This is a genomic window from Streptomyces sp. PKU-EA00015, assembly GCF_013387495.1.
In the GTDB taxonomy this organism is placed as follows: Bacteria; Actinomycetota; Actinomycetes; order Streptomycetales; family Streptomycetaceae; genus Streptomyces.
The window spans coordinates 63,325-85,508 of the sequence record NZ_JABZEE010000035.1 but is presented as its reverse complement, the minus strand read 5'-3'; the positions used below and the strand labels follow the sequence as shown (position 1 = coordinate 85,508).

Here is a 22,184-nt window from a genome sequence, read left to right as displayed (position 1 = left end):
CCCCGGGCCGCTAAGGAGTGGAAACCATGGCCCCCGCCGCCATGACCTTCGCCTCGTCGCTCGCCGACGCCCAGCCCGTCCCCTTCTGGCTGGACGACCCCGGCAGACCGGGCGCGCTGCCCGCCCTCACCGGCACCGAACGCTGTGACCTCCTCGTCGTCGGCGGTGGCTACAGCGGCCTGTGGACGGCGCTCCTCGCCAAGGAGCGTGACCCCGGGCGCGACGTCGTCCTGATCGAGGGCCGGGAGGCGGGATGGGCCGCCTCCGGGCGCAACGGCGGGTTCTGCGCCGCATCCCTCACCCACGGCCTCGGCAACGGCCTCGCCCGCTGGCCGGACGAGATCGCGAAGCTGGAGGATCTCGGGGCGCGCAACCTGGACGCGATCGAGGACACCGTCGCCCGCTACGGGATCGACTGCGACTTCGAGCGCACCGGCGAGATCGACGTGGCCACCGAGCCCCACCAGCTCACCGAACTCCACGAGCTGCACGAGGAGGCGACCCGGCTCGGCTTCGGCGGACTCGAGATGCTCGACCGGGACGCCGTGCGCGCCGAGGTCGACTCGCCGACCTTCCTCGGAGGTCTGTGGGACCGCGACGGCGTCGCCATGCTGCACCCGGCCAAGCTCGCCTGGGGACTCAAGCGGGCGTGCCTCGGCCTCGGTGTCCGCGTCTACGAGAACACCCGCGGGCTCGAACTCGCGGCCTGCGGACCGGGCATGGCCGTACGCACCCCGTACGGCCGTGTCCTGGCCCGGCGGGTCGCGCTCGGCACCAACGTGTTCCCGTCACTGGTCAAGCGGGTGCGCCCGTACACCGTTCCGGTCTACGACTACGCCCTGATGACCGAACCGCTCAGCAGCGAACAGCTCGCCTCCGTGGGCTGGAAGCGCAGGCAGGGACTCGGCGACAGCGCCAACCAGTTCCACTACTTCCGCATCACCGCCGACCACCGCATCCTGTGGGGCGGTTACGACGCGGTCTATCCGTTCGGCGGCCGGCTCAGCGCCGAGCTGGACCACCGGCCCGAGACGTACCTGAGGCTCGCCGGGCACTTCTTCCGCTGCTTCCCGCAGCTGGAGGGGCTCCGGTTCAGCCATGCATGGGGCGGGGCCATCGACACGTGCTCGCGGTTCGCCGCGTTCTTCGGCACCGCGCACCGCGGCAGGGTCGCCTACGCCGCGGGGTTCACCGGCCTCGGCGTCGGCGCGACCCGGTTCGGCGCCGATGTGATGCTCGACCTTCTGGGCGGCGAGCGCACCGAACGCACCGCGTTGACGATGGTGCGCAGCAAGCCGCTGCCGTTCCCGCCCGAGCCCGTCGCCTGGGCCGGCATCGGGCTCACCAAGTGGTCGCTGGCCAGGGCGGACGCCAACGGCGGGCGGCGCAATGTGTGGCTGCGGACGCTGGACCGGCTCGGTCTCGGGTTCGACAGCTGACCCGGCTGGTCGACCGGCTGGGACGGGTCCTCGCCGGGTTCGGCGCGGCGCGCATGGGCTTCCTCGTGCCGCCGGGCACCGCCGGGCGCCGGGTGGGCACCGGCATCCGCACGGGGGGCGAGGGCACCTGGATGGTCGTGCCCTTCCCGGGCCGGACGGCGGGCGGTGAGGGCCGGGGGCGCTGAGAGCGCGCGACGGCCGCCGACGCCGAACTCACCCGCGACGGCGGCTTCGTGGCCGGTCGGACCGGCTGGAGCTGAGCACCAGCAGCACCGCGCCGAACAGGCACCAGCTGCCCGCCACGTCCAGCGGCCAGTGGTAGCCGCGCAGCACGAGCCCGATGCCCGTCGCCACCGTGAGCACCGCGGCGACAGGCATCGGCCACCGGCGGCGCGTGTGCGGGGCGAGGAGCAGCGCGGCGCCGCAGTAGGCGACCATCGCGGTCGCGGTGTGCCCCGACGGGTACCAGCCCGTGCCCGGCTCCAGCGGCCCCGGGCGGGCGATCCACGCCTTGAGCGGGATCACCAGCGCGGGCACCGCCGCCATGACGAGCACGGTGGCCGCCACGGGCCGCCACCGTCCGCTGCGCCACAGCGTCCACACGAGGGCGGCGGCGAGCACGGGCAGGGCGACGGTCATGCTGCCGAGGTCGGCGAGCGGTTCGGTCAGCGCGTCGGGCACGTCGCGGAAGACGGCGCGCCCGAGGCGTTCGTCCGCCCTCCGCAGCGGTCCGTGCGCGGCGACCTGCCAGGTGATCAGTGCGAAGAGCGTGCAGCACACCGCGAGCGCGGCGGCCCGCAGACGCCGAGAGGCCGGCCGCATCGGAACAGGGGGGGGGTGGTTCCGATGCGGCCGGCCGGACCGGTTCGCCGCGCGCCCCGGGGGGTTTGGGGCGGGCGGCCATCCGATCGGTGAGGAGTTCCGGAGCGTGAGGCTCCAGTGGTGTGCGCTGTGGCACGACCGGGTCGGGGCTGGGGGGGGCTCCGGCCCGGGGTCGCCCGCGGTTCCCCGCGAGCTGGGTGTTTCTCTCATCTGCAGAAACCGTACGGCAGAGGCCGGGGTGACCGACAGACGGATTCCCATCCCGCCATCGGCCCCCCACACTCTCTTCACAGAGCGGCTGCGTCGTCCCCGGTCAGATGCCTGCGAACGCCTGCTCGATGATGTCCAGGCCCTCGTTCAGGAGGTCCTCGCCGATGACCAGCGGGGGCAGGAAGCGCAGCACGTTGCCGTAGGTGCCGCAGGTGAGGACGATCAGGCCCTCGGCGTGGCACGCCTTGGCGAGCGCGCCGGCGGCCTCCGCGTTCGGCTCCTTGGTCTCCGGGTCCTTCACCAGTTCGATCGCGATCATGGCGCCGCGGCCGCGGATGTCGCCGATGATCGCGCCGTTCGGGGCGTTCTTCCGGATCTCGGCGAGGCGGCCCTTCATGATCTCCTCGATGCGCTTGGCCTTGCCGTTGAGGTCGAGCTCCTTCATCGTCTCGATGGAGCCGAGCGCACCGGCGCAGGCCACCGGGTTGCCGCCGTAGGTGCCGCCGAGGCCGCCCGCGTGCGGGGCGTCCATGATCTCGGCGCGGCCGGTGACGGCGGCGAGCGGCAGGCCGCCCGCGATGCCCTTGGCGGTGGTGATCAGGTCCGGGACGATGCCCTCGTCCTCGCAGGCGAACCACTGGCCGGTGCGGCAGAAGCCGGACTGGATCTCGTCGGCGACGAAGACGATGCCGTTGTCGTTGGCGAACTTCACGATCGCCGGCAGGAAGCCCTTGGCCGGCTCGATGAAGCCGCCCTCGCCGAGGACCGGCTCGATGATGATCGCGGCGACGTTCTCGGCGCCGATCTGCTTGGTGATCTGGTCGATGGCCTGGGCGGCGGCCTCGGGGCCGCAGTTCTCGGGGCCGGTGGGCCAGCGGTAGCCGTAGGCGACCGGGACGCGGTAGACCTCGGGGGCGAACGGGCCGAAGCCGTGCTTGTACGGCATGTTCTTGGCGGTCAGCGCCATCGTGAGGTTGGTGCGGCCGTGGTAGCCGTGGTCGAACACGACGACGGCCTGGCGCTTGGTGTACGCGCGGGCGATCTTGACGGCGTTCTCGACGGCCTCGGCGCCCGAGTTGAACAGCGCGGACTTCTTGGCGTGGTCGCCCGGGGTCAGCTCGGCGAGCGCCTCGCAGACCTCCACGTAGCCCTCGTACGGGGTGACCATGAAACAGGTGTGGGTGAAGTCGGCGAGCTGCGCGGAGGCGCGGCGCACGACGGCCTCGGCGGAGGCGCCGACCGAGGTCACGGCGATGCCGGAGCCGAAGTCGATCAGGCGGTTGCCGTCGATGTCCTCAATGATCCCGCCGCCCGCACGGGCCGTGAAGACGGGCAGCACGGACCCCACACCGCCGGCGACCGTGGCCGTACGGCGGGCCTGAAGCTCCTGCGACTTCGGGCCGGGGATGGCGGTGACGACGCGGCGCTCCTGCGGGATTGCGGTCATGAGGGGCTCCTGGGGGTGTATCCGGACGCTTCTTGTCTTTCTCCGCAGGCTAGGTGCGGGGAGGGGATGCGGGCATGCGCCGTTCGGGAGTGTTGGGGGTGTGTCGTTGTCCTCGACGGCCATAGGCGGGGGCGCGCGAGGGCCGGGGCGGCCGGGCGTCTCCCCCGGCGGGCGGATCGGCTCCGGGCCCGCGACGCCGGACGCACGGGGCGGGGTGCTGCCCCCCGCCCCGGCGTGCCGCTCGGGACCGGGCGCGGGCGGCCGTATCGGGCCGTTGGTGTCCAGGCACGCCGTCGTCCGGCGGGGCGGAGGCCATCCGACCGGGTGGCCTGCTGCCCCCCCGCCGGGCGCGTGCGGCCCGCTCGGCCGCTCGGCGCACGGGAGGTGCCGGGCGAAGGCGGCAGGCCGGCCGCAAGGGCGGGTGCTGCCCGAAGCGGCCGTCGGTCTCCGGGTTGCGCTCGGCGAACGGGGTCACGGCACCAGCCGGCCGTGCGGCCCGGCGCCGGAGCGGCACGTCACTCGGCGGGGGCGACGGCCCCGTACGGCGACCGCGGGCACGACCACACCCGCGCGAGTCGCTGAACTACCCGCGCGGGGGCACTAGATTGACGGTGCAAAGAGCGGGCCTGGCTGGTCAGGGGGCAGCGGTTCAATGGAATCCGAAGGCACATTCGACGCACGCGGCACACGCGCCAATCCCGTGCCCCGTCCGGCCGGACCGCCGCCCGAGGCACCCGCACCGCCCATGCCGCCGGGCACGCCCGCCGTGCCGGGGCACGCCCCCACCACCCGCCCCGCCGTGCTGGAGTGGCTGCGCACCCCGCGGCCCCAGGCCGAGCCCGGGGTATGGCGGCTCGGGCACCGCCCGCGCCCTCAGGAGGAGCCCGAACTCGTCCCGGCCAGGCGGCTGTTCTCCGGCGCGCTCGTCTCGCTGCTCAGCGGCTGGCTGCTGTGGTCCCTGCTCTGGAACGGCTACCTCGGCCGCTACTGGCTGTGGCCCCTCCTCGTGCTCACCCCCGACTCCTGGCGCGCGGACGCCACCACCTGGGCCAACGCCAGCTACGTCTACTACGCCGTGGTCGGCGGCGGAATGCTGGTGTTCTTCGCCCGCGTCGGCCATGTGCCCGAGATCTGGCAGCGCTACGTCGTCCGCCGCCGCAAACCCGCCCGCCCCGCGCCGCCCACGCCCGAAGCCGACCTCGCCGACTGGCCCGAGCTGCGCGGCGCCGGGCTTGCCGACGCCGCCGCGCGCCTCGGCGAGGCCGCCCGTTCCGGGGCGCTCGGCGACGTCGACTACGCCCGCATCCGGCGCGCCTGGCAGGGCGTCCACGCCCGGCCCGAACGGCTCGCCGCCTTCGCGGACACCGTCCGCAGGCACGGGCCCGCCGCCTGCGCCCACCCCTCGGGCCTGCGGGACCTGCCCGTACGCACCGCCACCCACGATCTGGTCACCGGCCAGGTCAAGATCGGCACCGTCGTCGACGACGCCCGCAATCCCTACGCCCGGCGCACCACCGGCGTGGCCCTGGAGCCCGCGCTGCTCGGGACCTCGCTGCTCGCCGTCGGCCCCTCGGGGTCCGGCAAGAGCGTGCGGCTCGTCCGCCCCGTCGTCGAGTCGCTGTGCCTGCTCGCCCTCGCCAACCGCGCCGCCGTCGTCGCCGTCACCGCCCACGGCTCCGCCGTCGCCCCGGACGGCGACTTCGACCTGGTCGTCTCCGTGGGCCGGCCCGGATCCACCCACGACCTCGATCTGTACGGCGGCGCCGACGACCCCGACGAGGCCGCCCGCATGCTCGCCGAGGCGCTCGTCGGCGACCTCGCGGCCGGCCTGACCGGCGGGGACAGCCGCCGCGCCGCCACCGCCCTCGCCCAGCTCATCGGTCCCTACCAGTGCGTCCACGGCCGCTTCCCGGCGGTCCCGGAACTGCGCGAACTCCTCGGCGGCGCGCCCGCGGCCCTGGACGGCCTGCGCTCGGCGCTGGAGGCCGCGGGAGAGGCCTCGCAGCTGCGCGAACTCGACGCCCGCGAACGGCAGTCGGCGCGCGGCGACGACATCGGCGTCCTGCTCGCCGAGCGGATCGCGTTCCTGGACCGGCCCGCCTTCGCGGACTTCTTCCGTACCGACGGCGACGGCCGGCAGTTCTCGCTGCGCTCGATCGAGCATCCGCTGCGGGTCCGTATCGACCTTCCCGAGCGCGGCCACGCCGAGGCGTCCCGGATCATCGCGCGGCTGGTGCTGGCCCAGTTCACCGAGGCCGCGCTGACCCGCACCGACCGCTCGCTGTTCGCCTGCCTGGTCCTCGACGACGCCTCGTACACGGTCACCGGCGACTCGGTGCGCGCCGTGCAGCGGCTGCGCAGCGCCAACGCGGGCGTCGTGTTCGCGCTGCGGACGCTGGAGGACGTGCCGGAGCCGCTGCGCGGACCGCTGCTCGGCGCGGTCGGCTGCCGCATGGCGTTCGCCGGGCTCGCCCCCTGGGACGGCGGGCACTTCGCCGAGACCTGGGGCACCGAGTGGGTGCAGACCCGGGACATCACCAACCGGCAGATCGTCTCCGACGAACCGCTCACCAAGGCGTTGCACATGATCCGCCGCCTGGCCACCGGCAAGGCGGCGACGGCCGAGGCGGTGACGGTGCGCGAGGTCGAACGCCCCCGCTGGTCGGCGTCCGACCTGGCGCACGGGCTGCCCGCCGGCCACGCGGTACTGTCGCTGACCAGCGTCCGGGGAGAGCACGCACCGCCGCTCCTGGTCGACCTGCGGACCTGAGCGGATTCCCGGACTGCTACGCCCTGGCAGAATCGAGGTAGGCCGTTCGTACGGGACGGCGAAAACCACACCTCTGCTCGAAGGGCCCCAGGTCCATGCCGCCCACCCTCGCCTCGCTCGTCCAGCACTCGGCGCTCAAGCTCACCGTGCGCGCCGGTGAGGACCGCCTCGAGACGCCCGTGCGCTGGGCCCATGTCAGCGAGCTCGCCGACCCCGTGCCCTACCTGGAGGGCGGCGAGCTGCTGCTCGTCACCGCCATGACCCTGGACGCCGAGGACCCCGAGGCGATGCGGCGCTATGTGCGCAGGCTCGTCGCGGCGGGCGTGGTCGGCCTCGGCTTCGCGGTCGGCGTCAACTACGAGGACGTGCCCGACGCGCTGGTCGAGGCGGCGAAGGAGGAGCGGCTGCCGCTGCTCGCGGTGCCGCGCCGCACACCGTTCATCGCCATCTCCAAGGCGGTCTCGGCCGCGATCGCCGCCGACCAGTACCGGGCCGTGACCGCCGGTTTCGAGGCACAGCGCGAGATGACCCGTGCGGCGCTCGCCGAGGGGCCGGCCGCCGTCGTGGCCCGGCTCGCCGCGCACGTCGACGGCTGGGCCGCCCTGTACGACACCTCCGGCGCTGTCGTGGCCGCCGCTCCCGAGTGGGCGGCCCGCCGGGCCGCCCGTTTCACGGGCGACGTGGAACGGCTGCGGGAGCGGTCCGCGCCCGCGAGCGCGGTCGTCGGCGGTGCGGAGGGCGACGACCGGGTCGAGCTGCAGTCCCTCGGCTCCGGCCGCCGTGTGCGCGGCGCGCTCGCCGTAGGCACCGGGGCGCCCCTCGGCACGGCCGAGCGCTACGCGGTCCACTCGGCCGTCGCCCTGCTCACGCTCGCCACGGAACGGTCCCGCTCGCTCCAGGCCGCGGAACAGCGCCTCGGCGCCGCGGTGCTGCGGATGCTGCTGGCCGGTCAGCCGGACCACGCCCGCGCGGTCGCGGGCGACCTGTACGGCGGGCTGCTCGACGCTCCTTTCCGGCTGCTGATCGCCGAGCTCTCGGGAGAGCCGGACACCGAAGCCGGCGGTGACCCGCTCGCCGCGTTCGCCGAATCACTGGAGTCGTCGGCGTCCCGGGCCGGCGAGGCGGTGCTCGTCGTGCCGGACAGCGACGGCCGACTGGCGGTGCTGGCCGCGGACGGCGGCGCGGTGGTCGCCGCCTGCACGGCGGCGTACGCGGACAAGGAGGCCGAGGACGCGGAGACCGTCGTCGGGCTCTCCGCGCCGACGGGGCCGATAGCGGCCGCCGGGGCGTACAAGCAGGCCGAGCAGGCGCTGTCGGTGGCCCGGCGGCGGGGCCGCGCGCTGGTCGAGCACGAGGAGCTCGCGGCCGGTTCGATCCTGCCGCTGCTTGCGGACGACGCCGTGCGCGCCTTCGCCGACGGCATGCTGCGCGCCCTCCACGAGCACGACGCCACCGGCCGCGGCGACCTCGTCGCGTCGCTGCGCGCCTGGCTGTCCCGCCACGGCCAGTGGGACGCGGCGGCGGCGGACCTCGGCGTGCACCGCCACACGCTGCGCTACCGGATGCGCCGCGTCGAGGAGATCCTCGGCCGCTCCCTGGACGACCCGGACGTCCGGATGGAGCTGTGGCTGTCCCTGAAGACGACGTCGGCCCCCGCGTCCGACTGACGTCGCCGAGCACATGTGCCCCGTGCCTCCCGGGACTTCGGCACCCCGACGGCACGGGCTGCCCAGGCCGGCGCTCCGGGCCGGGTGACGTCGCGCCCCGTGCCCCCACGGCGCGCGTGGGCTGCCGGGCCGCGCCCGCCCGCGCGCCTCGTGCCCCCGAGAGGTGAAAACTCCACCGGTGGCGGAAAAGCTCCCACCGTAGTGAAGAATTTGCCGTCCGTCTGCCCGATCCCGGGCAGAATCTTTGCAGTTCACTCCGTGACTTCCTATCTTCCTGGCTTGTGATCGCGAGCGCCGGCCGACGGCAGGCCCGCGCACGGAGGACACGAGGAGCACCGATGCCCCCACGCGTTACCGGCCAGGACGTGACCGTCGAGGGCGTCGAGCCCGCTGTTCCCCAGGGGCGGCGGATCAGCGGTGCCGTCTGGGCCGCCCTCGTCATCGTGTACGTCGTCTGGGGGTCGACCTACCTCGGCATCCATGTCGTGGTCGAGACCATGCCGCCCTTCCTGTCGGCCGCCGCCCGGTTCGTCGTCGCGGGCATCGTCCTCGGCGCGCTCGTCGCCTGGCGCTACGGGCCCTCGGCGCTGAAGGTCACGCGGGCCCAGCTCGGCTCCGCCGCTCTCGTCGGCCTGCTGCTGCTCCTGGGCGGCAACGGGCTCGTCGTCCTCGCCGAGACCTCGGTGCCCTCCGGACTGACCGCCCTGCTGATCGCCGTCGTCCCCGCGTGGGTCGTCGTCCTGCGCAGGTCCTTCGGCGAACGCCCCGGCCCCGGCGCCTACCTCGGCGTGCTGCTGGGTCTCGCCGGACTCGCCGTCCTCACCCTGCCCGGGCTCAGCGGCGACGTGCGGATCGGCGGCGTGCTCACGGTGGTCGTCGCGACCGTCCTGTGGGCGGTCGGCTCGTTCTCCTCGTCCCGCATCCCGATGCCGGCCAACCCGTTCGCGGCCAGCGCGTACGAGATGGTCGCGGGAGGCCTCGGCTGCGCCGCCGTCGCCCTCTCCCGCGGCGAGCAGCACGGGTTCCGCCCCGAGGACGTGTCCGCCCGGTCCTGGACCGCCCTCGCCTACCTGATCGTCTTCGGTTCGCTGATGGCGTTCACCGCGTACGCCTGGCTGCTGCACTCCGCTCCGCTGTCCCTCGTGGCGACGTACGCCTACGTCAACCCGGTCGTCGCCGTGCTGCTGGGCGCGCTCCTCCTGGACGAGCGGCTGTCCTGGCCGATCGCCGTCGGCGGTGCGGTCGTCGTGGCCGGTGTGTGCCTCATCGTCAGCACCGAACGGCGCCGCTGACCCGGCGTTCGGCCCACGTCCCGGCGACAGCGTCCCGCTCTCTCGCCAAAGCGTCGCAGACCGCCCGGCGACCAGTACACCCCGGACAAACACATCCGCCGGTTCGCGGTCCTACGGTGGGCACAGACCAACCCCCATCTACTTCGGAAGGGCCGGGACCCGGACATGCCAAACGAGAATCGGGCAGCCACCCACGCCTTCTGGCTCGCCGGCCGCCAGGCCACCGGCGAGGCCGCCTTCGACGTCACCTCCCCCTGGGACGGCCGGGTCGTCGGCCGGGTCTCCGTCCCCACCGAGGCGCAGGTCGAGGAGGCCGTCGCCGCGGCGCACGCCGTGATCGACGAGTTCGCCGCGACCCCGGCCCACGTACGCGCCGCCGCCCTGGACCACGTCTCGAAGCGCCTCGTCGAGCGCACCGAGGAGATCGCCCAGCTGATCTCCGCCGAGAACGGCAAGCCGATCAAGTGGGCGCGCGGTGAGGTCGGCCGTGCCGTCTCCGTCTTCCGCTTCGCCGCAGAGGAGGCCCGCCGGTTCAACGGCGGCGAGGCCCAGCGGCTCGACACCGACGCCGGCGGACAGGGCCGCCTCGCGCTGACCCGCCGCTTCCCCAAGGGCGTCGTCCTCGGCATCGCGCCGTTCAACTTCCCGCTGAACCTGTGCGCCCACAAGATCGCTCCGGCGATCGCGGTCGGCGCGCCGATCATCCTCAAGCCCGCCCCGGCCACCCCGCTGTCCGGGCTGATCCTCGGTGAGCTGCTCGCCGAGACCGACCTGCCCGCCGGCTCCTGGTCCGTGCTGACCGTCCCGAACGAGCAGATGCCGGCCCTCGTGAAGGACGAGCGCCTGCCGGTCATCTCCTTCACGGGCTCCGACAAGGTCGGCTACGCGATCATGGACTCGGTCCCGCGCAAGCACTGCACGCTGGAGCTCGGCGGCAACGGCGCGGCGGTCGTCCTCGCCGACTTCGCGAGCGAGCAGGACCTGGACTGGGCGGCGACCCGTATCGCCACCTTCTCCAACTACCAGGGCGGCCAGTCCTGCATCTCCGTGCAGCGCGTGATCGCCGACGCGTCCGTCTACGACCGGCTGCTGCCGAAGATCGTCGCGGCGGTCGAGGCCCAGGTCACCGGTGACCCGTCCGACTCGGCGACCGACGTCGGCCCGCTCGTCAGCGAGGACGCCGCCAAGCGCGTGGAGTCCTGGGTCGACGAGGCCGTCCAGGGCGGCGCGAAGCTGCTGACCGGCGGCAAGCGCGACGGCGCGAGCTACGCGCCCACCGTCCTCACCGACGTCCCCGCCGACGTCACCCTCGCCTGCGAGGAGGTCTTCGGCCCCGTCCTGACGGTGACGAAGGTCGACGGCGAGGACGAGGCGTTCGCCGCCGTCAACGACTCCAAGTACGGCCTGCAGGCAGGCGTGTTCACGCACGACCTGCAGACCGCCTTCCGCGCCCACCGCGCCCTGGAGGTCGGCGGCGTGATCGTCGGCGACGTCCCGTCCTACCGCGCCGACCAGATGCCCTACGGCGGCGCGAAGCAGTCCGGCGTCGGCCGCGAGGGCGTGGCCTTCGCGATGGACGACTACACGTACGAGCGAGTGCTGGTCCTCACGGGCCTGGCCCTCTAGTACGTCACCGAACCAACGGCCGGAGCCCACTGTGCGGGGGCTCCGGCCGTTGCTTTTCACAGACCGGCTTCCGGCCGATCCTCCACCCCCGCGTCATGGCCTCGCCCCCGCTGCTGCGTGCTTTGGCCCGCCTGCTCACCCACGTGACCCCCGATGGGCCGGCCCGTGAGGGCGTCGACGCCGTCTTGCACGCACTGCTTCGCCACGTGCCGTCCTCACGACGGGAGACGACCGAGAACCAGCCGTCCGCATCGTTTGCGAGCCCGCTGCGGGGACATACGCAAAGACGGCTGGACCGTGAAAGGACCCGACATGAGTGCTGGAGAGAAAGCCAAGGCTGAGATCGAACGAGTTGCCGGCAGGGCTGTGAAAAAGGCAGCCCATTCGATGGGTAAGGAGACCCTGGCAGCCAAGGGCGCCGCCCTGGAAGCCCGGGGCGAAGCGCGGCGGGCCAAGGAGAAGGGCAAGGGCACGTTCTGATGACCGTGCGGCGGCTGTCTACTGTCGCCGCCGACCCGAACAGGCCCCACCGTGAGATCTCCAGCCCTGAGGACCGAGGTTGACCAGCGGCCGGCGCGACCCTGACGGGTCTCGTCGGCCTGGCCTTGCCCGTATTGGTCGCTTCGCCCCCTGACGACCATGGGCGATCAGTCCCTCAGACCCTCAAGAGCCTCGGGCGCCACTAGGCACGAAGCGCGGCGCGTCGCAAACGCCGTAGCGCCAGTCCCATGCCCCACATCGTCAGTCGCACCCCCCACGCCGCGAATCGCACGAACATGCGGCGGCGGACGGATCGAGGCTTCCAGCGAGCGAGGGCCCGACGCCTGCGCCTCTTACGTCCGCGCCGCCTCGAGGCGAACATCACGCGTGCCTCCTGTCGGCCATCAGACGACAGACAGCCAAAAGAAGTGACCTTGCTGAGCCACCCAGGATCATGTACTCCGGGTCCGGGCCCGGTATCAGGTCCTTCATTGATGATTCCGCCGGGCAGGGCAGGCCCATAAGAATCCAATCGATGAAACCCATGGAGCGCCTCTTATCGACACGCGCCCACGCATAAATCCGTCTGCGCCGCCCACCCGATTCCAAACCTCGGAGCCACCGATTTTTCGGTACTGGCGTGTTCTCCGTCATATCAGGTAGGCGTCGGATTGGTACCCCTGAGCCCAACGCCCCTCAGGGGACGCGGAGGTGAGAAGCTACTCACTCGAAGACCTCAACCTCGACCTCGGCCCGCTCGGCCCACTGCTCCCACGCCGAGACCAAAGACCACCGCCGCGCCGCACCCCGCAGTCCGGCCGCCCACGACCTCCGTTTACTCAATCCTTGGCGCGGACTACAAGCCTGTAGACGCCCAGGAGGATGAGGGAGCCGACAATGGCGGCGATCCACGTAGAGAGCTCGAAGAAGCCGTCAATGGATTCGACTCCGAAAATAACCTTGCCGAGCCATCCGCCCAGAAGCCCCCCAGCGATGCCGATGAGTGGCGTGACGATACAGCCACCGGGGTCGCGGCCCGGCATCAGGAACTTCGCGATGATGCCGGCGAACAGCCCCAGCAGAATCCAGCCGATGATGCCCATGGCGCGCCCCTTCTCTACGCATAAATCCTGCATAAATCCGTCTGCCCGCCTGCCGGACTTCAAACCGCTCGGCAGCGCATCGGCATCCTGTTCAGCCCGCTGAGGGATGCGGCTGCGGTGAAGGGGAAGGCGCCAGCCGGGCGGGCGGGAGATAGGAACACGAGGGGCCAAGGATGCGGGGAGAAGGGCAGACGGTGGTACGCCGTCGACCTGGCTGACGAGCCCCTGGCGCGTCCAACAGGGTGGCGGTTGGCCCGGGGAGTCTCACTCCCGGGCCAACCGACCCCACTGAGGGCTGGGGGTGGCGGGCACAGCCGACGGACCGGAGGGCTGGAGTCAGTTGTTGACGCGGTCCATGAGCTGATCGGGGTAGCGCGGCCCGGCGGCGGCGCCGGGAGGGAGAGCTGCGTCCAGGGCGGCGAGGTGGTCGGCGTCGAGACGGGCGTCGGCGGCCGCGCTGTTCTCTTCCAGGTAGCTGATGCGCTTGGTCCCGGGAATGGGGACGATGTCGTCGCCCTGGTGGAGGAGCCAGGCGAGGGCCAGCTGCGTCGGCGTGAGGCCGGCCTCTGCCGCGAAGGTGCGGACCTGGTCGGCCAGATGCAGGTTGCGGCGCAGGTTGTCGCCCTGGAAGCGGGGATCGAAGCGGCGGTAGTCGTCTGCGGCGAGTGAAGCGGTGTCCTTGATCGCGCCGGACAGGAAGCCGCGGCCGACCGGTGAATAGGGGACAAGGGTGATCCCGAGCTCGCGGGTGGTCGGGAGTGTCTCGGTCTCCAGGCCGCGTTCCCACAAGGAGTATTCGCTCTGGAGTGCAGTGATGGGGTGAACGGCGTGTGCCCGGCGCAGGGTGTCGGCGTTCACCTCGGAGAGCCCGATGTGGCGGATCTTGCCTGCCGCGACGAGTTCGGCCAGGGCGCCGACGGTGTCTTCGATCGGAACGGCGGGATCACGCCGGTGGAGGTAGTAGAGGTCGATGTGGTCCAGGCCCAGCCGGGTGAGGGAGGCATCGACGGCCTTCTTGGCGTACTGCGGGGTGGAGTCGACGGTGAAGGTGCCCTCGTGCAGGCGGGAGCCGAACTTGGTGGCCACGACAGCTTCCTCCCGCCGTCGGCCCGCGAGGGCACGGCCCAGCAGGGTTTCGTTGTGTCCGGCGCCGTAGACGTCGGCGGTGTCCAGAAGGTTCACGCCCAGGTCGAGGGCGCGGTGGATGGTGGCGATGGACTGGGTGTCGTCGGTGGCTCCGTAGAACTCGGACATGCCCATCAGGCCGAGTCCGACGGCGGAGACCGACGGTCCGTCGATGCCCAGGGTGCGCTGCTTCATGAGGGGTGGCTCCTTGTTGTGACGGAGGGAGGTGGATGTGCAGGCGGAGCCGCACACCCATAAAGTTATGCTTCATAATTATGGTAGTCAACCTTTGTCGGGCCGAATAACTTTTCGTAGTCTGGAGCGATGACGGCAGACGACCCCCTGACCTCCGAGGTGATCCGCCTTTTCGCGAAGGTCACCGACCGCTACACCCGCGAGTACGAGGCCGCCGCGGCTCACCACGGCCTCACCCCTCAGCAGGTGAAGGCACTGATCGCCCTGGATGAGGCCCCTCTGCCCATGCGTCGCGTCGCCGAACGACTGGGAGCTGAACCGTCCAACCTCACCGGCATCGTGGACCGCCTGCAGAACCGGGGCCTGGTCGAACGCCGGCCCGAACCCAACGACCGGCGAATCAAGCTTCTCGCCACCACAGACGCCGGGAAGGCAGCGGCCCAGGATCTGCGCAGCCGCCTGCGCTTCGCCAGCGACCCGCTCGCCGCACTCAACGAAGACCAGCGCCGCGACCTGCGCGACCTGCTGCAGCTGATGACCGAGGAGTAGAGATCGGGTCGGCAGCGCACCCCATCAGGCACGCTTCCAGTCCCGGAGCTCCCAGCCGATCGAAGATCCGCTTCACCGTGTGCCCTGCTTGCGCGGCGTGTCCAGGGTCGCCCTGGGCGTCGGCCTGTTGACACCAGGGCCTTCTGGCTCGGGAAGCCGACCCCGTAGTGAACGGCGCGAAGATCATGGACGAGCACGCCCAGTACCTCGTCCAGCGCGTGCTGGGTTCCCGGCCGCCCGTTTCCCCCGGGAATGCGGACGGCCAGGCATGCGGGGAGATTCGGCAACTGCCCCTGTACGGGCGTCCCTCGCCGCATCCCTCACGGCAGCGCGGACCCGGCGGACCGCCCCCGGAGCGGCGTCCTCCGGGCCGTGGTCCTCGCCCACGCGACCGGCCTGGTCACTTCCCGCCCGGCTGAGCGGGCCGGGGTGCTGTATAAGCGCCAAGCCCGGCCACAGGGCGCGCGAAGTCTGGTGAGAGTCGGCCGGATCGGGTAGAGACTCACAAGTAGCACCGACCGGTAGTTCCCCACGGATTCGAGTGATTCCAGGACTCCACCACACCGCGGCGAGGTGACTTCCTTCATGTCCGCACCGACCAAGCCCAAAGTCTCCGAGCGTGAAGCCCGCCAGGTCGCCGAGGCGGCGCGCGAGCAGGACTGGCGGAAGCCCAGCTTCGCCAAGGAGCTGTTCCTCGGCCGCTTCCGGCTGGACCTCATCCATCCCCATCCCCTGCCGTCCACGGAGGACGCGCAGCGCGGCGAGGAGTTCCTCGCCAAGCTCCGCGACTTCTGCGAGACGAAGGTCGACGGCGCGCAGATCGAGCGCGACGCCAGGATCCCCGACGCGGTGATCGACGGTCTCAAGGAGCTCGGCGCCCTCGGGATGAAGATCGACACCAAGTACGGCGGCCTCGGACTCACCCAGGTGTACTACAACAAGGCTCTGGCCCTGACCGGCTCGGCGAGCCCGGCGATCGGCGCGCTGCTCTCCGCCCATCAGTCGATCGGCGTACCCCAGCCGCTGAAACTTTTCGGCACGCAGGAGCAGAAGGACACCTTCCTGCCGCGGCTGGCCCGCACCGACATCTCCGCGTTCCTGCTCACCGAGCCGGACGTCGGTTCCGACCCGGCGCGCCTGGCCACCACCGCCGTCCCCGACGGGGACGACTACATCCTCGACGGGGTCAAGCTCTGGACGACCAACGGCGTCGTGGCCGACCTCCTCGTCGTCATGGCACGGGTGCCGAGGAGCGAGGGACACAAGGGCGGCATCACCGCGTTCGTCGTCGAGTCGAGCTCGCCCGGCATCACCGTCGAGAACCGCAACGCCTTCATGGGCCTGCGCGGCCTCGAGAACGGCGTCACCCGCTTCCACCAGGTACGCGTCCCGGCGGCGAACCGTATCGGCCCCGAGGGCTCCGGCCTCAAGATCGCCCTGACCACCCTCAACACCGGCCGGCTCTCCCTGCCCGCGATGTGCGCGGGCGCGGGCAAGTGGTGCCTGAAGATCGCCCGCGAGTGGACCGCCGTCCGCGAGCAGTGGGGCAAGCCGGTCGCCCACCACGAGGCCGTCGGCGCCAAGATCTCCTTCATCGCCGCGACCACCTTCGCCCTCGAAGCCGTCCTCGACCTGTCCAGCCAGATGGCGGACGAGAACCGCAACGACATCCGCATCGAGGCCGCCCTCGCCAAGCTGTACGGCTCCGAGATGGCCTGGCTGATGGCGGACGAACTGGTCCAGATCCGCGGCGGCCGCGGCTTCGAGACCGCCGACTCCCTCGCCGCCCGCGGCGAACGGGCCGTCCCCGCCGAGCAGTTGCTGCGCGACCTGCGCATCAACCGCATCTTCGAGGGATCGACGGAGATCATGCACCTGCTGATCGCCCGCGAGGCGGTCGACGCCCACCTCGCGGTCGCCGGCGACATCATCGACCCCGACAAGTCCCTCGGCGACAAGGCCAGGGCCGGGGCGCACGCCACCGCCTTCTACGCCCGCTGGCTGCCCAAGCTGGTCGCGGGTCCGGGCCAGCTGCCGCGCTCGTACGCCGAGTTCCACCCGCGCGGCCACGCGGACCTGTCGGCCCATCTGCGCTACGTCGAACGGGCCGCGCGCAAGCTCGCCCGGTCCACGTTCTACGCCATGTCCCGGTGGCAGGGCCGGATGGAGACCAAGCAGGGCTTCCTCGGCCGCATCGTCGACATCGGCGCCGAACTGTTCGCGATGAGCGCCGCCTGCGTACGGGCGGAGCTGCTGCGGACCACCGGCGACCACGGCCGCGAGGCGTACCAGCTCGCCGACGCCTTCTGCCGGCAGTCCCGCATCCGCGTCGAGGAGCTCTTCGGCCGGCTCTGGAACAACACCGACGACCTGGACCGCACGGTGGTCAAGGGCGTCCTGGCCGGCACGTACACCTGGCTGGAGGAGGGCGTCATCGACGCGAGCGACGACGGCCCCTGGATCGCGGACGCCACTCCCGGCCCCTCCCGGCGGGAGAACGTGCACCGTCCGATCCGCTGAGCGGTACCGGGGTGCGGCCGGACGTCACCGGCCGCACCCGCGTCCGCCCGCGCAGGGCGCGGGAAGGTGGCGCGCGGTGCCCCGGTGACCCACAATCGACCTTCGGTCACGGTCAACAGGGGAACGGGGCACGGATGTTCGGGGCGGGACACGTCAACGGCGGCTACCGGTACACCCGCGGGCTGCCGCGGCTCCGTGGCCTCGCGCTGGCCGGGGTGATGGCCGTCACGGCCGCGTGCGGCGGCGGTGACGGCGGCTCGGACACGTCGGACAGGAACGGCGCCGGCCGGTCCGCCTCCGCACAGCCCGCCGGCGACGGCGTGCCCACCGAGGCCGCCCTGAAGGCCGTCGCCTTCGCGGACGGCGAGCGGATCGGCCCGTACACCGCGCGCGAGACCGACGGGGCCCCGCTCGGCGAGGACTACACCGCCGATCCGGCCCGGTGCGGGCCTCTCGTCAGCCTCGCCGCGGGCGCGACCGCGCACGACCCGGCCGCCGAGGTCCACCGCGAGGTCGACGTCGCGGACGAGGTGGCCGGCATCGGCGTCCTGGTGCAGCTGCGCTCCTACGCGGGGGACGGTGCCGCCGCCGTGATGAAGGACCTCTCGGCCGCGGGCGACGCCTGCGCCGGCGGCTACACCGAGGTGCGGGCCATCGCGCGGGCCCGGGTGCTGAAGGTCGAACCCGTCGAGGCGCCCGCCATCGGCGACGAGGCCGAGGCGTTCCGCTTCACCGTCCTCGACGTGAAGGGCGAGCTGAAGCTGTACGAGTACCTGACCGTCGTCCGCTCCGGTGCGGTCACGCTCTCCTTCCGCGCCGACTTCCTCGGCACCAAGGACATCGGGGCCGTGCCCCGGGAGATCATCGACGCCCAGTGGAAGAAGTTCTCGGCCGCCCACGGAGGCGGCGCGTAGTTCCACCCGGCGAGGAGCCGCACGGGGACGCCCTGTCCGGGCACACGGGCCGAACGGCCACAATGGGGGGATGAGCGACAGCCCATCACCCCTCGCCGACCCGCATCTGATCTTCGACGCCTCTCAGGGGCGCCGGGAGATCGTCGTCCTCGGCTCGACCGGGTCCATCGGCACGCAGGCCATCGACCTGGTCCTGCGCAACCCCGACCGTTTCCGCGTCACCGCGCTGTCCGCCGCCGGCGGACGGGTCGGTCTGCTCGCCGAGCAGGCGCACCGGCTGCGCGTCGAGACCGTCGCCGTGGCCCGCGAGGACGTCGTTCCCGCGCTGCGCGAGGCGCTGGCGGCCCAGTACGGCACCGAGCCCCTGCCGACGATCCTGGCCGGCCCGGACGCGGCCACGGAACTCGCCGCCTCGCCGTGCCACACGGTGCTCAACGGCATCACGGGCTCCATCGGTCTGGCGCCCACGCTCGCCGCCCTCGAGGCCGGCCGCACGCTCGCACTGGCCAACAAGGAGTCGCTCATCGTCGGCGGGCCCCTCGTCAAGGCGGTCGCCAAGCCGGGCCAGATCATCCCGGTCGACTCGGAGCACGCAGCGCTGTTCCAGGCGCTGGCCTGCGGTACCCGCGCCGACGTGCGCAAGCTCGTGGTCACCGCGTCCGGCGGCCCGTTCCGGGGCCGCACGAAGGCGGAGCTCGCGGACGTCAGGCCCGAGGACGCCCTCGCGCACCCCACCTGGGCCATGGGCCCGGTGATCACGGTCAACAGCGCGACGCTCGTCAACAAGGGCCTCGAGGTCATCGAGGCCCACCTCCTCTACGACATCCCCTTCGACCGCATCGAGGTCGTCGTCCACCCTCAGTCGTACGTCCACTCGATGGTGGAGTTCACCGACGGCTCGACGCTCGCCCAGGCCACCCCGCCGGACATGCGCGGCCCGATCGCGATCGGCCTCGGCTGGCCCGAGCGCGTCCCCGACGCGGCGCCCGCGTTCGACTGGTCCACGGCTTCGACGTGGGAGTTCTTCCCTCTCGACAACGAGGCGTTCCCGTCCGTGGGACTCGCCCGGCACGTGGGGGAGCTGGGCGGCACGGCCCCGGCGGTGTTCAATGCGGCGAACGAGGAGTGCGTCGAGGCGTTCCTCGCCGGGCGGCTGCCGTTCAACGCCATCATGGATACGGTCACCCATGTGGTCGCCGAGCACGGGACACCCGCGGCGGGAACCTCGCTCACCGTGACGGACGTCCTCGAAGCGGACGCCTGGGCCCGGGCGAGGGCCCGTGAGACGGCGGCGACCTACACATACAGCGGCGAAGAACGGCCTGCGGAGGCTCGCGCATGACGATGGTGTTGACGGTTCTCGGCATAGTGCTGTTCGGCGTGGGGCTGCTGATCTCCATCGCGTGGCACGAGCTGGGCCATCTGTCGACGGCGAAGCTGTTCGGCATCCGGGTGCCGCAGTACATGGTCGGCTTCGGCCCGACCCTGTTCTCGCGGCACAAGGGGGAGACCGAGTACGGCATCAAGGCCATCCCGATGGGCGGCTACATCCGCATGATCGGGATGTTCCCGCCCGGGGACGACGGCCGGATCGAGGCCCGCTCCACGTCCCCGTGGCGCGGGATGATCGAGGACGCCCGCTCCGCCGCGTACGAGGAGCTGCAACCCGGCGACGAGACACGGCTGTTCTACACGCGCAAGCCGTGGAAGCGCGTCATCGTGATGTTCGCGGGGCCGTTCATGAACCTCGTGCTCGCGGTGGCGATCTTCGTCGGCGTGATGATGACCTTCGGCACGCCGACGCAGACCACCGAGGTGGCGGGCGTCCAGAAGTGCGTCATCGAGCAGAGCGAGAAGCGCGACACGTGCGCCAAAGGCGACCCCGACTCGCCCGCCGCGCTCGCGGGGCTCAAGGAGGGCGACAGGATCGTCGCCTTCGACGGAGAGCGCATCGACGACTGGCCCACGCTCTCCGCGCGCATCCGCGACACGATCGGCCCGGCCGAGATCACCGTGGAGCGCGACGGCCGGGAGCAGGTGCTCCAGGCGACGCTCATCGAGAACATGGTGGTCAAGAAGGACGAGGACGGCGAGGTCGTCTCCGGTTACGAGCCCGCGGGCTACCTCGGCTTCGCCGCGAGGACCGAGATCCTGCCGCTGTCGTTCGGTGAGTCCGTCGACCGCATGGGCGGCATGATCGAGAACGGCGCCGAGTCGATCATCGCCCTGCCCTCCAAGGTCCCGGACCTGTGGGACGCGGCCTTCGGCGACGGAGAGCGCAAGGACGACTCCCCGGTGGGCGTGGTCGGCGCGGCCCGGCTCAGCGGCGAGGTCCTCAATCTCGACATGCCGACGACCAACATCGTCGCCACGTTCCTGATGCTGCTCGCCGGCTTCAACCTCTCGCTGTTCCTGTTCAACATGCTGCCGCTGCTGCCACTCGACGGCGGACACATCGCGGGCGCCCTGTGGGAGTCCGTGCGGCGGGGGATCGCCAAGCTGTTCCGGCGCCCGGATCCGGGGCCGTTCGACGTGGCGAAGCTGATGCCCGTCGCCTATGTGGTGGCCGGAATCTTCATCTGCTTCACCCTGCTCGTGCTGGTCGCCGACATCGTCAACCCGGTGAGGATCAGCTGACGGAAAAGGTGAGGGGACATCCCCGCGGCGGCCGGACACCCTGCGTGTCCGGCCGTCCCCTTTGGGTGGACTCCGGGCGGCGGATGTGCCCGGCCGAACGCCAGTGCCGTAATCTCGGGTGCTGGAGCCCGCCGATCTCGGGACCTCGATCCATACCTTGGGGTTGCACAGCAGATGACTGCAATTTCTCTCGGAATTCCGTCCGTTCCGACGAAGCTCGCCGACCGGAGGGTCAGCCGGAAGATCCAGGTCGGTTCCGTCGCGGTCGGCGGCGACGCACCCGTGTCGGTGCAGTCCATGACGACGACCCGGACCTCCGACATCGGCGCGACGCTGCAGCAGATCGCCGAGCTGACGGCGTCGGGCTGCCAGATCGTCCGGGTCGCGTGCCCCACGCAGGACGACGCGGACGCCCTCGCGACCATCGCCAGGAAGTCGCAGATTCCGGTCATCGCCGACATCCACTTCCAGCCGAAGTACGTCTTCGCGGCGATCGACGCCGGCTGCGCGGCGGTGCGGGTCAACCCGGGCAACATCAAGCAGTTCGACGACAAGGTCAGGGAGATCGCGAAGGCGGCGAGGGAGACGGGCACCCCCATCCGCATCGGCGTCAACGCGGGCTCGCTGGACCGCCGCCTGCTGGAGAAGTACGGCAAGGCGACCCCCGAGGCGCTCGTCGAGTCCGCCCTGTGGGAGGCGTCGCTCTTCGAGGAGCACGGTTTCCGCGACATCAAGATCTCGGTCAAGCACAACGACCCGGTCGTGATGGTCAACGCCTACCGCCAGCTCGCCGCCCAGTGCGACTACCCGCTGCACCTCGGCGTCACCGAGGCCGGCCCCGCCTTCCAGGGCACGATCAAGTCCGCGGTCGCGTTCGGCGCGCTGCTGTCGGAGGGCATCGGCGACACCATCCGCGTCTCGCTCTCCGCCCCGCCGGCGGAGGAGGTCAAGGTCGGCATCCAGATCCTGGAGTCGCTGAACCTGCGCCAGCGCCGCCTGGAGATCGTCTCCTGCCCGTCCTGCGGCCGCGCCCAGGTCGACGTCTACAAGCTGGCGGACGAGGTCTCGGCGGGCCTCGAGGGCATGGAGGTCCCCCTGCGCGTCGCCGTCATGGGCTGCGTGGTGAACGGTCCCGGCGAGGCCCGTGAGGCCGACCTCGGTGTTGCCTCCGGCAACGGCAAGGGCCAGATCTTCGTCAAGGGCGAGGTCATCAAGACCGTGCCCGAGTCGAAGATCGTCGAGACGCTGATCGACGAGGCGATGAAGATCGCCGAGCAGATGGAGAAGGACGGCGTCGCCTCCGGCGAGCCCCAGATCTCCGTCGCCGGCTGACGCGTCCACGCGTCCGAAGGCCCCGCCCCCTACCGGGACGCGGGGCCTCGCGCCGT

16 protein-coding genes are annotated in these 22,184 nt (G+C 71.9%); 12 read left to right on the top strand and 4 right to left on the bottom strand.

The window, feature by feature from the left end; genetic code table 11:
- The first annotated feature begins 26 nt into the window (after window positions 1-26).
- The gene (locus tag HW130_RS21865; protein WP_177151366.1) at window positions 27-1,439 is read left to right on the top strand and encodes an FAD-binding oxidoreductase; all 1,413 of its coding nucleotides are present in this window, start codon (window positions 27-29) and stop codon (window positions 1,437-1,439) included.
- A 213-nt stretch (window positions 1,440-1,652) separates the two neighbouring features.
- Here the strand turns inward: HW130_RS21865 and HW130_RS21860 are convergent, their stop codons facing one another.
- Complete coding sequence (locus HW130_RS21860; protein WP_177151365.1) at window positions 1,653-2,261, bottom strand: phosphatase PAP2 family protein; 609 nt, start codon at window positions 2,259-2,261, stop codon at window positions 1,653-1,655.
- A 313-nt stretch (window positions 2,262-2,574) separates the two neighbouring features.
- Window positions 2,575-3,918, bottom strand: coding sequence for a 4-aminobutyrate--2-oxoglutarate transaminase (gabT, locus tag HW130_RS21855; protein WP_177151364.1), 1,344 nt, complete (start codon window positions 3,916-3,918; stop codon window positions 2,575-2,577).
- A gap of 652 nt (window positions 3,919-4,570) precedes the next feature.
- Between gabT and HW130_RS21850 the strand changes: the two genes are divergently transcribed.
- The 5 genes from HW130_RS21850 to HW130_RS21830 all read left to right on the top strand — a co-directional run bounded on the left by HW130_RS21850 (window position 4,571) and on the right by HW130_RS21830 (window position 11,753).
- The gene (locus HW130_RS21850; RefSeq protein ID WP_177151363.1) at window positions 4,571-6,688 is read left to right on the top strand and encodes an ATP-binding protein; all 2,118 of its coding nucleotides are present in this window, start codon (window positions 4,571-4,573) and stop codon (window positions 6,686-6,688) included.
- 95 nt (window positions 6,689-6,783) lie between these two features.
- Entirely contained in the window at window positions 6,784-8,355 is a 1,572-nt protein-coding gene (locus tag HW130_RS21845) for a PucR family transcriptional regulator (protein ID WP_177151362.1), read from the top strand.
- A gap of 338 nt (window positions 8,356-8,693) precedes the next feature.
- Window positions 8,694-9,647 carry an EamA family transporter gene (locus tag HW130_RS21840; RefSeq protein ID WP_177151361.1) on the top strand — a complete coding sequence of 318 codons (954 nt, stop codon included), beginning with the start codon at window positions 8,694-8,696 and terminating at the stop codon, window positions 9,645-9,647.
- Window positions 9,648-9,812: 165 nt separating this feature from the next.
- Window positions 9,813-11,273, top strand: coding sequence for an aldehyde dehydrogenase family protein (locus HW130_RS21835; protein ID WP_177151360.1), 1,461 nt, complete (start codon window positions 9,813-9,815; stop codon window positions 11,271-11,273).
- Window positions 11,274-11,585: 312 nt separating this feature from the next.
- The gene (locus HW130_RS21830; RefSeq protein WP_177151359.1) at window positions 11,586-11,753 is read left to right on the top strand and encodes a hypothetical protein; all 168 of its coding nucleotides are present in this window, start codon (window positions 11,586-11,588) and stop codon (window positions 11,751-11,753) included.
- A gap of 839 nt (window positions 11,754-12,592) precedes the next feature.
- On the opposite strand, the gene HW130_RS21825 is transcribed toward HW130_RS21830, so the two are convergent.
- Together HW130_RS21825 and HW130_RS21820 are read right to left on the bottom strand one after the other, a co-directional pair.
- Window positions 12,593-12,856 carry a GlsB/YeaQ/YmgE family stress response membrane protein gene (locus tag HW130_RS21825; RefSeq protein ID WP_177151358.1) on the bottom strand — a complete coding sequence of 88 codons (264 nt, stop codon included), beginning with the start codon at window positions 12,854-12,856 and terminating at the stop codon, window positions 12,593-12,595.
- Between the two features lie 336 nt (window positions 12,857-13,192).
- Window positions 13,193-14,176 carry an aldo/keto reductase gene (locus HW130_RS21820; protein ID WP_177151357.1) on the bottom strand — a complete coding sequence of 328 codons (984 nt, stop codon included), beginning with the start codon at window positions 14,174-14,176 and terminating at the stop codon, window positions 13,193-13,195.
- 129 nt (window positions 14,177-14,305) lie between these two features.
- On the opposite strand from HW130_RS21820, the gene HW130_RS21815 reads away from it, so the two are divergent.
- The 6 genes from HW130_RS21815 (at window position 14,306) to ispG (ending at window position 22,128) form a co-directional block, all read left to right on the top strand.
- The gene (locus tag HW130_RS21815; protein ID WP_177151356.1) at window positions 14,306-14,725 is read left to right on the top strand and encodes a MarR family winged helix-turn-helix transcriptional regulator; all 420 of its coding nucleotides are present in this window, start codon (window positions 14,306-14,308) and stop codon (window positions 14,723-14,725) included.
- Between the two features lie 585 nt (window positions 14,726-15,310).
- Window positions 15,311-17,245 carry an acyl-CoA dehydrogenase family protein gene (locus HW130_RS21810; protein WP_177151355.1) on the top strand — a complete coding sequence of 645 codons (1,935 nt, stop codon included), beginning with the start codon at window positions 15,311-15,313 and terminating at the stop codon, window positions 17,243-17,245.
- 134 nt (window positions 17,246-17,379) lie between these two features.
- Window positions 17,380-18,159 carry a hypothetical protein gene (locus tag HW130_RS21805; RefSeq protein ID WP_177151354.1) on the top strand — a complete coding sequence of 260 codons (780 nt, stop codon included), beginning with the start codon at window positions 17,380-17,382 and terminating at the stop codon, window positions 18,157-18,159.
- A 70-nt stretch (window positions 18,160-18,229) separates the two neighbouring features.
- Entirely contained in the window at window positions 18,230-19,501 is a 1,272-nt protein-coding gene (gene dxr / locus HW130_RS21800) for a 1-deoxy-D-xylulose-5-phosphate reductoisomerase (RefSeq protein ID WP_177151353.1), read from the top strand.
- Complete coding sequence (locus HW130_RS21795; protein WP_177151352.1) at window positions 19,498-20,796, top strand: RIP metalloprotease; 1,299 nt, start codon at window positions 19,498-19,500, stop codon at window positions 20,794-20,796. The genes dxr and HW130_RS21795 overlap by 4 nt, the downstream gene beginning before the upstream one ends.
- Before the next feature lie 174 nt (window positions 20,797-20,970).
- Window positions 20,971-22,128 (top strand): flavodoxin-dependent (E)-4-hydroxy-3-methylbut-2-enyl-diphosphate synthase, encoded by a 1,158-nt coding sequence (gene ispG / locus HW130_RS21790; protein ID WP_177151351.1) that lies wholly within the window; start codon window positions 20,971-20,973, stop codon window positions 22,126-22,128.
- Window positions 22,129-22,184: the final 56 nt, after the last annotated feature.